Below are 11,619 nucleotides of genomic sequence, written 5' to 3'. Positions count from 1 at the left end.
CTCGGGCTCGGCTTCGTTCGGGTCGTCATTCGGGAAAGCAGATGTGCAGCTGCGCGGTGGTGGGCACGGCCTGACAGGCCAGAATCCAGCCTTCGGCCAGATCGCCCGCGTCCAGTGCATCGTTGTGCAGCAGCTCGACATCGCCGCTTTGCAGCTTGCACATGCACGAGGCGCAACCGCCGACACGACAGGACGCGGGCGGGTTGAGGCCGGCGCGCTCCATGGCGGCCAAGACCGTTTCGCCACTCTCACAGTCAAGCTGGTAGTCCTCACCGTCCAGGCGCACCGCTAACTGCGCGGCCACGGCCGCCTCGCTGCTGGACACCAACGGCAGTTCGCCCTCGCCGGGCAGCGACACGAAGCGCTCGACATGCACTCGGCTATCCGGCATGCCCAGATCGCCGAGGGCGGCGACGACCGCATCCATGAACGGCCCCGGCCCACAGATGAACGCATGGGCATCGATAAACGGCCGCGCCAATTCGGCCAGTTGCCCGACGCTCGGGACGCCTTGAACCGAGTCGAGCCAATGGACGATTTGCAGGCGTCGCGGATGGGCGCTGGCCAGGGCCTTGAGCTCATCCTTGAAAATCACCGAGTCTTCATCACGGTTGGCGTAGATCAACAGGATGCGGCCGCTGCCCGCGAGCAATGCCGAACGCAGGATCGACAGCACCGGAGTCACACCGCTGCCGCCGCCGAACAGCAGCAAGTCGTTGTCCAGGTTGCGCGGCACGAACACCCCGGCCGGAGGCAGCACCTCCAGCGCCTGCCCAGCCTGGAGTTCGTCGCATAGCCAGTTCGACGCGCGTCCCTGGTAGACGCGCTTGACCGTTACCCGTAACGGCTCATCGAGCAACGGCGTGCTGGACAATGAATAGCAACGGGGCAGCCAGCCGTCCTCGAAGGGCACGCGCAGTGTCAGGAACTGGCCGGGTTGATAGCGAAAGCGTTCCGCCAAATGCTCAGGCACGTCGAACACCAGGGACCGCGCATCGGCGGTTTCCTCGATCACGCGTGCCACGCGCAGGGCAAGATAATTGTTCATAGGTCAGGTACTCATGACCACCTGCCCGCTTACCGCGGACAGGTGCAAACCCAGGGGTATCGAAACGGCCGTCATGGCCTCAGACGTACGGGTCCGGGTTGGGCAGGCCCAACATCACCGCGCCATAGCTGCGCCCGTAAGCCATGTAGTTGTTGGCGATGTGTCCGCGCGCCTGGTGCAAGTCGCGGAACAGTCGCGCCACCGGGTTGGTGTTGTACAACCCCGACGCCGCCATGCTGCGCAGCAGGTCGTTGGCCCGCTCGGCGCAGATGTTGGTCACGTAGGCCGACTGGTAGCGATACAGCAGGCGGGTCTCGGTGTCCGGGTATTCGCCGGCACGGGCCAGCGTCATCAGGTGCTCGTAGTTGCGTTCCAGCACCAGGCGCAGTCCGTCGACGGTGATCATCGCCTCGGCCACCGCGGTTTGCGCCACCGGATCGTCGGCGGTGCGGGCACCGTGCTTGCCGATGTGCTTGGCAGCGTTGTCGCGGAACTCGTTGATCGCCCCTTGCAGCGCGCCAATGGCCGAGGTCGAGACCGCGCGGGAGAACACCTGGGCGAACGGGATGGCGTAGATCGGGTTGGTGTTGACCAGGCGCCCGGGGGTCGCTTCGAGGGTCCAGTTATTGGTGCGCTGCACGCGATGGGCCGGGACGAACGCATCCTCGACCACGATGTCGTGGCTACCGGTACCGCGCAGGCCCAGAACGTCCCAGTTGCGTTCGATCCGATAGTCGCTTTGAGGCAGCAGGAAGGTGCCGTGCTCGGCGGCCAGATCGCCATCGGGGGGCAAGATGCCGCCGAGGAATATCCATTGGCAATGCTCGCTGCCGCTGGAAAAACCCCAACGCCCGCTGATGCGGTAACCGCCCTCCACCACCGTGACCTTGGCCGCCGGCATATAGGTCGAGCAAATCAGCGTGCTGTGATCATCGCCCCAGACTTCGCGCTGGGCCTCGATTGGATAACGCGCCAATTGCCAGGGGTGAACCCCCATCACGCCGTAGATCCAGGCCGTGGACATGCAGCCCTCGGCAAGGATGGTCTGGATTTCGAAGAAGGTGCGCGGGTCTACTTCATACCCACCGAATGCCCGTGGCTGCAAGGCCCGCAGCAAGCCGGCGGATTGCAACTCGGCGACGCTTTCCTCTGGCACCTTCAAGTCCTTGTCGGCTTGTGCCGTACGCGCCTTGAGTGCCGGCACCAGTCGGCGTGCACGTTCAAGCAGATCACGTTCGTCCTGGGTCTTTTCTCGCATGCTGTGCATCACTCAATTCTCCCGATCTCACTGCGCCACTGCGCGAGTTGTGGTGGATCATCGGGTTGAGTGGGTGATTAATCATCGTCAAAGCGGACTAGGGGTGAGGGGGGATTTTTTGGGGTTGGGTGTGGGTGTGAGTGTGAGTGTGAGTGTGAGTGTGAGTGTGAGTGTGAGTGTGGGTGTGGGTGTGGGTGTATATCCATTTCTTTGGTAACGGCCACCTATGGTTCCGCTCTTACAGCGGGTTACTTGGAAAAGCGCCAAGTAACCAAGCGCTTTTGCCCCTTTCGTTCGGTGCCTCGCTAATGCTCGGCATGCCCTCGCTCCGGTCCTGCTCCGTGGGCCCGCCGCGATCGGCCATCCATGGCCGTGCGCGGCTAACCCGGCATCCATGCCGGGTTGCCCACTGCGCAGAACCTGCGCTCGGCCTCTCGAGGGGGCGTGTACCTCAAAATCCAAAGCGAGGCGGCCTACGAGCCGACCTGGTTTTGGCTGGCATCCACATTCCCCTGTGGGAGCTGGCTTGCCAGCGATGGCTGCCTGGCTGACGGCCAGCACCTTTCAGGTACACCCCCCGATCCAATTGTAGGAGCGAGCCTGCTCGCGAAAAACGCCCAGACAACACGGGCATCCAGACACCCCGCGCCATCGTTGACGTCCATCGCGGGCAAGCCACGCTCCCACAGGGGAATGTGGATGCCAGCCAAAACCAGGTCGGCTCGTAGGCCGCCTCGTTTTGCTTTTGATCGAGGCGCCCCGTTAACCACGATGGCCGAACGCAGGCATTGCGCAGTGGGGAAACCGGCAGGACGCCGGTTTAGCCGCCCCCGGCCATGGATGGCCGATGGCGGCGCCCCACGGAGCAATGCCGGAGTGAGGGCATGCCGAGCCTAGGCGAGGCACCAAGTGGTGGGGCAAGAGCGCTTGGTTACTTAGCGCTCTTCCAAGTAACCCGCTGTAAGAGCGGAACCCTAAGCAGCCGTGACCGCAGCAACGGATATGTGCACCCTCCAGACTTTTAGCGAGCAGGCCCAACGCCTCCCTGTAGGAGCGAGCTTGCTCGCGAAAAACGCCCAGACAACACGGGCATCCAGACAGCCCGCGTCATCGTTGACGTTCATCGCGAGCAGGCTCGCTCCTACAGTTTGATTGCGGTGTGCCTGGAAGGTGTTGGCCGTCAGCCACGCCGCCATCGCTGCGATGCGGCGACCCGACAAGCCAGCTCCCACAGGGGAATGCGGACACCAGCCCAAGTCAGGTCGGCTCGAAGGCCGCCTCGCTTTGGTTTTGGATCTGAGCGCCCCGTTAACCACGATGGCCGAACGCAGGCATTGCGCAGTGGGGAAACCGGCAGGACGCCGGTTTAGCCGCCCCCGGCCATGGATGGCCGATGGCGGCGACCCACGGAGCAATGCCGGAGTGAGGGCATGCCGAGCCTAGGCGAGGCACCAAGTGGTGGGGCAAGAGCGCTTGGTTACTTGGCGCTCTTCCAAGTAACCCGCTGTAAAGGCGGAACCAATAGCCGCCGTTAAAAAAAAAACGGATATGTACACACACCAACACCAACTCCGCTAGTCCATTGAGACGATGCCTCAAGCAGCCACCACGGCGATAGTAAACCCATCCAAAACCGACCCCACGGAGCAAGGGCCCATGAGTATTCTGCAGCGTTTCCAAATGAACGGCAGCGTCGCCATCGTCACCGGCAGCGGCCGTGGCATTGGCCGGGCGATTGCCCTGGCGTACGCCGAAGCCGGTGCCGACGTGGTCTGCTCGGCGCGTTCGCTGGATGAGGTAGAGGCCGTGGCCGAAGAGGTACGCGGCCTGGGCCGACGTGCGCTGGCCATCACCTGTGACGTCAACGATGCCGAGCAACGCCAGGCGCTGGTGCGTCAAAGCGTCGAGCACATGGGCCGTATCACCCATCTGGTCAACAATGTCGGCGGTGGCGGGCCGAATGATCCGCTGGGCATGACCCCGGAGCAGTTCGCCCAGGTATTGAATTTCAACGTCGCTACCACCTACGCCTTCTGCCAATTGTGCGTACCGCTGATGCGCGAAGCCGGTGGCGGCAACATCATCAATATCAGCTCGGTGGCGGCACGCTATGCCCAGCGCCATTTCAGTGCCTACGGCACGGCCAAGGCCGCCCTTAGCCACCTGACCCGCCTGCTGGCCCAGGATTTTGCCCCGCAAATCCGGGTCAACGCGGTCGCCCCCGGCCCGACCCTGACCGAAGCGCTCAACGGCGTGATGCCGGCCGCCATGCGCCAGGCCATGGAAACCAACACCCCGCTCAAGTGCCTCGGCACCCCGCAAGACATTGCTGCCGCCGCGCTCTACCTGGCCAGCCCAGCGTCGGCCTGGGTGACCGGCAAGATCATTGATGTCGATGGCGGTGCGGATTCGTCGGTCTGGCCCGCCTAACCCGACTTCTTTTGGCCCGCCGCTGTTGATGTCGGGGCGGGCTTTTTTTCTTCCTACCTTCTGGAACCCTCACCATGGACGCCCATTTGATCAACGCGCTCGGTGACGAGCTGTTCAATGCCCTGCGCAATCGCAAAACCCTCGCGCCCCTGACCCGCCGCTATCCGCAGATCACCCTGGAACAGGCCTACGGGATTTCCCTGCAGTTCCTGCAGCGCCGCGAAGCGCTGGGCGAGCGGGTGATCGGCAAGAAAATCGGCGTCACCAGCCGCGCCGTGCAGGAGATGCTCGATGTCCACCAACCGGACTTCGGTTTCCTGACCGACGCCATGCAGGTCGAAGACGCCAGCGACGTCAGCCTGGCCCGCTACAACCTGATCCAACCCCGTGCCGAAGGCGAAATCGCCTTTATCCTGGGTGAAGATTTGCAAGGTCCGGGCATCAGCGCCGAGGACGTACTGGCCGCCACACAATCGGTGGCGCCCTGCTTCGAGATCGTCGATTCACGGATCGACGACTGGCAGATCCGCATCCAGGACACCGTGGCCGACAACGCCTCCTGCGGTGTGTTCGCCCTCGGCACCCAGCGCATCGACCCGCGCTCCCTGGACCTGGCCGCCGTGCACATGCAACTGCTGAAAAACGACCAGCCGGCAGGCTCGGGCCTGGGCTCGGCGGTGCAAGGTCACCCTTGCGCGGCGGTGGCCTGGCTGGCCAATACGCTGGGCGAGCTGGGCATCCCCTTCCGTCGCGGCGAAATCATTCTGTCCGGTGCCCTGGCGCCGCTGGTGCCGGTGGTTGCCGGCGACCGCATCAGCCTGTCCATGAGCGGGCTGGGCGAAGCCAGTCTGCGCTTTGTCCCTTGATCCTCCCTTCCCTCCCCTGGAGCCAAAGACCATGAGCAAAAAGATCAAATGCGCGCTGATCGGGCCGGGCAACATCGGCACCGATCTGCTGTACAAACTGATGCGCAGCGATGTGCTGGAACCGGTATGGATGGTCGGCATCGACGCCACCTCCGAAGGTTTGGCCCGGGCTCGCGAGCTGGGCCTGAAAACCACAGCCGACGGTGTTGACGGCTTGCTCAAGCACGTTATCGAAGACCAGATTCAGATCGCTTTCGACGCCACCTCGGCGTACGTGCATGCCGAGAACACGCGCAAGCTCAATGCCCTGGGCGTGTTGATGATCGACCTCACCCCGGCGGCCATCGGCCCCTATTGCGTGCCGCCCGTCAACCTCAAGGCCCAACTGGGGCTGGGCGTGATGAACGTCAACATGGTCACCTGCGGCGGCCAGGCCACGATTCCGCTGGTGGCAGCCGTGTCGAGCGTGCAGCCGGTGGACTACGCGGAAATCATCGCCACCGCCGCCTCCAAATCGGTCGGTCCCGGCACCCGGAAAAACATTGACGAGTTCACCCGCACCACTGCCAGCGCAGTGGAAAAGGTCGGCGGTGCGAAGAAAGGCAAGGCGATCATCATCATCAACCCCGCCGAGCCGCCCCTGATCATGCGCGACACCGTGCACTGCCTGACCGCCAGCGAACCGGACCAGCCGGCGATCACCGCCGCCATCGAGGCGATGATCAAACAAGTGCAGCGTTATGTGCCCGGCTACAAGTTGGTCAACGGCCCGGTGTTTGACGGCAATCGCGTGTCGATCTTCATGGAAGTCGAAGGCCTGGGCGACTACCTGCCCAAGTACGCCGGCAACCTCGACATCATGACCGCCGCCGCTGCGCGCACCGCCGAGATGTTCGCCGAGGAAATCCTCAAGGGCGAACTGGTGTTGCAAGCCACTGCCCAAACCGCCCACGCATAAGGAGTCGACCATGGATCTTCGCGGCAAAAGCATCACCGTTCACGACATGTGCCTGCGCGACGGCATGCACCCCAAGCGTCATCAGATCAGCCTGCAACAGATGAAGGACATCGCCTGCGGCCTCGACGCGGCCGGCGTGCCGCTGATCGAAGTGACCCACGGCGACGGCCTGGGTGGCAGCTCGGTGAACTACGGTTTTCCGGCCCACACCGACGAGGAGTATTTGTCGGCGGTGATTCCAATGATGAAAAACGCCAAGGTCTCGGCGCTGCTGCTGCCGGGTATCGGCACTGTCGATCACCTGACCATGGCCCATGAACTGGGGGTCAACACCATTCGTGTGGCCACCCATTGCACTGAAGCCGATGTCAGCGAGCAGCACATTTCCCACGCCCGAGGCCTGGGCATGGACACCGTTGGCTTCCTGATGATGGCCCACATGAACAGCCCTGAAGGCCTGGTCAAGCAAGGCTTGTTGATGGAAAGCTACGGCGCCAACTGCATCTACCTGACCGACTCGGCAGGCTACCTGTTGCCCCATGACGTCAGCGCCCGGGTGGCGGCGATGCGTGCGGCCTTGAAGCCGGAAACCGAAATTGGCTTTCACGGTCACCACAACCTGTCGATGGGCGTGTCCAACTCCATCGCCGCGATTGCCGCCGGCGCCAACCGTATCGACGCCGCCTGCGCGGGCCTCGGGGCCGGTGCCGGTAATACGCCGATGGAAGTGCTGGTGGCGGTGTGCGACCGCATGGGCATCGATACTGGTGTCAGTGTGTTCGGCATCCAGGATGTGGCCGAAGATCTGGTGGTGCCGATCATGGACTTCCCGATCCGCAGCGACCGCGACGCGCTGACCATGGGTTACGCCGGGGTCTACGGTTCGTTCCTGCTGTTCGCCAAGCGCGCCGAGAAGAAGTACGGCGTGTCGGCACGGGAGATTCTGGTGGAGATGGGACGGCGCGGCATGGTCGGAGGTCAGGAAGACATGATCGAAGACACCGCCATGACCCTGGCCCGTCAGCGTAAGCAGGCCTAAACCGACATTGATCACCTGACCTGTAGGAGCGAGCGGGCGGCGTTCCGACTTGCCCGCGAACCAGACACCGCGGTGTATCTGTCAAACCGCGTCATCGTTCTTCGCGGGCAAGCCTCGCTCCTACGGGCGAACCAGATACTGCGGTGTATCTGTTAAACCGCGTTATCGTTCTTCGCGGGCAAGCCTCGCTCCTACGGGCGAACAGGACGCTGCGGTGTATCTGTTAAACCGCGTTATCGTTCTTCGCGGGCAAGCCTCGCTCCTACGGGCGAACAGGACGCTGCGGTGTATCTGTTAAACCGCGTCATCGTTCTTCGCGTTGTAGGAGCCAGGCTTGCCGGCGAACAGGACACCGCGGTGTATCTGTCAAACCGCGTCATCGTTCTTCGCGGGCAAGCCTCGCTCCCACGGGTTAACGCCAATCGGGGACGATGTTGTGTTCCAACGCAAACGGCTGCGCGGCGATGGTCCGGCGCTGGAACTGCGGCGCCTGTTCAGCGGTGGCCAGCCACAGCATGACAGCCGCCGGGACATGGGGCGGCGCGCTACCGGCACGCAGAGCGATCAATCCCTTGTCACCGATAGTGGCCTTGAGTGCTTCGGTGGTCACGACGCCTGGATTGAGGGTATAGGCGCGAACACCCAGATCCCCCAACTCCGTGGCTAGCACACCGGACAACCGCGACACCGCCGCCTTGCCTGCGCCGTAGGCATACCCCCAGCCCCCCTTTCCCGCCGCCACCGGCGGGTCGCTTTCGCCAGCGCCTGAAGTGACGTTGATCACCACGCCGCCACCGCGCGCCACCATGTGCTGGGCCACTGCCCGGGTCAGCAGGAACGGCGTCAGGATGTAGCCCTTGAACATCCGCTCCAGGGTTTGTGCCTGTAGGTCCATGACCCCGGCATTGAGGTCGCTGCCCTGGTAGATCGCGTTGTTGATCAGCACGTCGATGCGCCCGTACTCGGCCAATACCTGCTCACAGGCGTCGAGCGCCGAGACGCTGTCGAGCAGGTCCATCGGCACCACGAGCACCCGGCAACCGAGTTCGCGCAGCGCCTGGGCGGTGCCGTTGAGACTGCCGGCCAGTGGTGCTCCGGCGGCATCTCGCAGGGCATGTTCATGCTGTTCGCCTTCGTTGAGGGTTCGCGCGCTGATCGCCAGGTCGAAACCGGCACGGGCGAACGCCAGTGCCGCCTCGCGGCCGATACCCCGGCTCGCGCCGGTGATGAATGCCACTTTGTTCATACGGGTTCCTTTCAGAAGCGCGGCGCGCGGACCATGGCATCCATACCGCCATCGACGAATATCACACTGCCGTGGACAAACGAGGCTTGCGCCGACTGCAGGAACGTCACCACCTGGGCGATCTCGTCAGGTCGCCCGGCGCGACCCAGGGGGGCGACGAACTCGCGGGTTGATTTGCCGAAGCGTTTGTCGTCCAGGGATGCCTGGTGCAATGGCGTTTCCACCGCGCCCGGCGCGACCACGTTCAAGCGCATGCCCTGCTTGCCCCAACTGACCGCCAGGCTACGGGCGTAGTGGGTGATGGCGTATTTGGACGCCGCATAAGCCAGGTGAGGCTGACCAAGGGTGTCGGCCAACTGCAGCGAATGGGCCTCATCACCGGCCAGCATCATTTCAATCATCGGTTGGCTTTCAGCGCTCGTATGGGTCGCCGCCACCGAGCCGATCACCAGCGCCGCCGGTTTTGGACTCTTGGCCAACGCACCTTGCAGGCCGGTCAACAATTGGCTGACACCAAAAAAGTTGACCGCCAGAATCAACGAACAGGAAGGCGCCGTGACACCGACCCCGGCGCAACAGATCAGCCCGTCGAGGACCCCGTCACTCTGTTCAAGCACCTGCGCGATGGCGGCGCTGCGTCCCTGGGCGGTGGACAGGTTGGCGATCACCTCGGCATCGCTGCGATCGATCCCGATGACTTGATGACCGGCAGCACGCATGGCGGCGCTGACGGCGGCTCCGATTCCCGAGGCGCTACCGGTGATGGCTGTAATTGGCATAGTGGTTCTCCGTGATAGGTCCGACCAGTATCGACAGGGCCATTACGGGGCGGCATCGTCTATAGGGACTAAAAATCGGGGGTTGCGCTGTATCTGTGAGACCGCGTCATCGTTCTTCGCCCGCCGACGAATCGGACACTGCGGTGTATCTGTCAAACCGCGTCATCGTTCTTCGCCTGTAGGAGCCAGGCTTGCCGGCGAACCAGACGCTGCGGTGTATCTGTCAAACCGCGTCATCGTTCTTCGCCTGTAGGAGCCAGGCTTGCCGGCGAACCAGACGCTGCGGTGTATCTGTCAAACCGCGTCATCGTTCTTCGCCTGTAGGAGCCAGGCTTGCCGGCGAACCAGACGCCGCGGTGTATCTGTCAAACCGCGTCATCGTTCTTCGCCCGTAGGAGCCCGGCTTGCCGGCGAATCAGACGCCGCAGTGAGTCTGATGTACCGCGTCATCGTTCTTCGCGGGCAAGCCTCGCTCCTACGGGCGAACCAGACGCCACGGTGAATCTGATGTACCGCGTCATCGTTCTTCGCCTGTAGGAGCCAGGCTTGCCGGCGAACCAGACGCCGCGGTGTATCTGTCAAACCGCGTTATCGTTCTTCGCGGGCAAGCCTCGCTCCTACGGGCGAAGGGGCCTCAAAGCTGGCGAATGATTCAAAAACTCAAGCCCGGCGATACACCGGCTCAGCCAGTTTCAGCGGCGGCACCTTGATCTTATCGGCCACCTTCAACGTCAGTTTGGGTTTTCCCAGGGCCACCACGCTGTTGAGCAGGATGCGCACCAGCTCGGTCTGGCGACGTACGCCGGTCTTGGAGAAGATGGAACGCAAATGGGCCCGGGCGGTGTTGCGGCGAATGTTGAGGGCCTCGGCGGCCTCCTCCAGGGATAGGCCGTTGGTCAGTTCCATGGCCAGCGCCGTCTCGGCCTTGGTCAGATTAAACAGTTGTTTGGTCACCACCTCGCTGGCCAGTGATTTGCTCGCCGCATCGCGGATGTACACCAGCGCCGCCGGCTGGCCCTTTTCCTCGGCCCAGTCCAGGGACGGGATCGATTCCACCACCACCCCCAGATTGACCAGTCCCGAAGGCCGGGTTACCGACATCGCCTCGGCGTTTTTCGGCGCATCCGGGGAGAATGCGGCGCGAATCAAGCGTTGCAGTTCACGGTTGTCGCTGGGATACGTCGCCTCCAGACGCCCGCCCACCAGTTTCAACCCGTCGGACTGGGCGAGGATTTCCTGAGCCACCGGGTTGACCTGCAGCACGCTGCCGCTCTCGTCGAGCACCAGGGTGGCCACCGACAAACGGCTGATGGCCTGGGAGTACAACTCACTCAACGACTCGCTGCGGTCCAGCAGATTGTGCAACCGCAAGGCCCGACGCAGGTGCGGCAGGAACATCGCACACAGCGCCCGCTCGTCGGCGGAAAAATTCGGGGAGCGTTTGGGGCGGGTAATACGAAAACGCACCTTGCCGCCGTCCGGTGTGGAAACGTCGGCGCCCATCACGTGGTACACGTCGTTGGGACCGCAGAAAGCCTTGAAGTAGGCGCTGTGCTCCCACTCCGTGGAACTCATGATGTCATCGACGGCGAACACCCGATCCAGCGGCTGGTTGACGAACGGCGTGTTGGTCTGCGGATAGGTCATGTAGTTGACGTCACCCGCCCCTTCGATATCGCCGGCCATGATCATCAAGCCGATATCGGGCTGCTCGGGCACTCGCAGGATCAACGTGACGTAGTTGGCCTCGTAGAGATGGAGAAAACTCTTGAGGGCGTGGGCCATCAGTTTCGGATCGAGGGCGCCTTCGTAGACTTCCCCCACCAACTGGTTGAAACGTGTGAGGTCCAGGCCAAGATTCGCCAGGGCTTCATGGGTCAAGACAGTCTCTTGCATCGTCTGTTCCTCGCGCGGGTAAGGACGGTGCCTTTCCCTTATTATTTTTATAATTTCGGCTGGGGGGAGCTCGGGGCTCCCCCTCTGGATTGCAACTGG

Annotated in this window: 9 protein-coding genes; 4 read left to right on the top strand and 5 right to left on the bottom strand. The window is 63.1% G+C overall.

The features are described from left to right. Positions 1–25 precede the first annotated feature (25 nt). Both ABTV22_RS12775 and ABTV22_RS12770 read right to left on the bottom strand, forming a co-directional pair. Entirely contained in the window at positions 26–1,048 is a 1,023-nt protein-coding gene (locus ABTV22_RS12775) for a 2Fe-2S iron-sulfur cluster-binding protein (RefSeq protein WP_433740589.1), read from the bottom strand. 79 nt (positions 1,049–1,127) lie between these two features. Continuing rightward, on the bottom strand, positions 1,128–2,315 hold the full coding sequence (locus ABTV22_RS12770; protein WP_433740588.1) for an acyl-CoA dehydrogenase family protein: 1,188 nt from the start codon (positions 2,313–2,315) through the stop codon (positions 1,128–1,130). Positions 2,316–3,962: 1,647 nt separating this feature from the next. Between ABTV22_RS12770 and ABTV22_RS12765 the strand changes: the two genes are divergently transcribed. The 4 genes from ABTV22_RS12765 (at position 3,963) to dmpG (ending at position 7,599) form a co-directional block, all read left to right on the top strand. Then, positions 3,963–4,736 (top strand): glucose 1-dehydrogenase, encoded by a 774-nt coding sequence (locus ABTV22_RS12765; protein ID WP_433740587.1) that lies wholly within the window; start codon positions 3,963–3,965, stop codon positions 4,734–4,736. A gap of 74 nt (positions 4,737–4,810) precedes the next feature. Beyond that, complete coding sequence (locus tag ABTV22_RS12760; RefSeq protein ID WP_433740586.1) at positions 4,811–5,602, top strand: fumarylacetoacetate hydrolase family protein; 792 nt, start codon at positions 4,811–4,813, stop codon at positions 5,600–5,602. 31 nt (positions 5,603–5,633) lie between these two features. After that, positions 5,634–6,560: an acetaldehyde dehydrogenase (acetylating) gene (locus ABTV22_RS12755; protein WP_433740585.1), complete on the top strand. Its 927-nt coding sequence runs from the start codon at positions 5,634–5,636 to the stop codon at positions 6,558–6,560. Between the two features lie 10 nt (positions 6,561–6,570). Further along, a complete protein-coding gene (dmpG, locus tag ABTV22_RS12750; protein WP_433740583.1) occupies positions 6,571–7,599 on the top strand; it encodes a 4-hydroxy-2-oxovalerate aldolase in 1,029 nt (342 codons plus the stop codon). A 412-nt stretch (positions 7,600–8,011) separates the two neighbouring features. Here dmpG and ABTV22_RS12745 read toward each other — a convergent pair whose 3' ends face one another. The 3 genes from ABTV22_RS12745 to ABTV22_RS12735 form a co-directional block, all read right to left on the bottom strand. After that, a complete protein-coding gene (locus ABTV22_RS12745) occupies positions 8,012–8,845 on the bottom strand; it encodes an SDR family NAD(P)-dependent oxidoreductase (protein ID WP_433740582.1) in 834 nt (277 codons plus the stop codon). 11 nt (positions 8,846–8,856) lie between these two features. Further along, positions 8,857–9,624 (bottom strand): SDR family oxidoreductase, encoded by a 768-nt coding sequence (locus tag ABTV22_RS12740; protein WP_433740581.1) that lies wholly within the window; start codon positions 9,622–9,624, stop codon positions 8,857–8,859. A 660-nt stretch (positions 9,625–10,284) separates the two neighbouring features. Beyond that, complete coding sequence (locus ABTV22_RS12735) at positions 10,285–11,520, bottom strand: helix-turn-helix transcriptional regulator (RefSeq protein ID WP_433740580.1); 1,236 nt, start codon at positions 11,518–11,520, stop codon at positions 10,285–10,287. Positions 11,521–11,619: the final 99 nt, after the last annotated feature.

It is taken from the genome of Pseudomonas putida, assembly GCF_050990305.1.
Classification (GTDB): Bacteria; Pseudomonadota; Gammaproteobacteria; order Pseudomonadales; family Pseudomonadaceae; genus Aquipseudomonas; species Aquipseudomonas putida_AH.
The sequence above is the reverse complement of the archived record's forward strand: the minus strand, read 5'-3'. Positions and strand labels throughout refer to the sequence as shown.

Bases quoted from the DNA above. Each gene is read 5' to 3' on its own strand.
- ABTV22_RS12775 (WP_433740589.1), bottom strand. From the start codon at position 1,048: ATGAACAATTATCTTGCCCTGCGCGTGGCACGCGTGATCGAGGAAACC.
- ABTV22_RS12770 (WP_433740588.1), bottom strand. From the start codon at position 2,315: ATGCACAGCATGCGAGAAAAGACCCAGGACGAACGTGATCTGCTTGAA.
- ABTV22_RS12765 (WP_433740587.1), top strand. From the start codon at position 3,963: ATGAGTATTCTGCAGCGTTTCCAAATGAACGGCAGCGTCGCCATCGTC.
- ABTV22_RS12760 (WP_433740586.1), top strand. From the start codon at position 4,811: ATGGACGCCCATTTGATCAACGCGCTCGGTGACGAGCTGTTCAATGCC.
- ABTV22_RS12755 (WP_433740585.1), top strand. From the start codon at position 5,634: ATGAGCAAAAAGATCAAATGCGCGCTGATCGGGCCGGGCAACATCGGC.
- dmpG (WP_433740583.1), top strand. From the start codon at position 6,571: ATGGATCTTCGCGGCAAAAGCATCACCGTTCACGACATGTGCCTGCGC.
- ABTV22_RS12745 (WP_433740582.1), bottom strand. From the start codon at position 8,845: ATGAACAAAGTGGCATTCATCACCGGCGCGAGCCGGGGTATCGGCCGC.
- ABTV22_RS12740 (WP_433740581.1), bottom strand. From the start codon at position 9,624: ATGCCAATTACAGCCATCACCGGTAGCGCCTCGGGAATCGGAGCCGCC.
- ABTV22_RS12735 (WP_433740580.1), bottom strand. From the start codon at position 11,520: ATGCAAGAGACTGTCTTGACCCATGAAGCCCTGGCGAATCTTGGCCTG.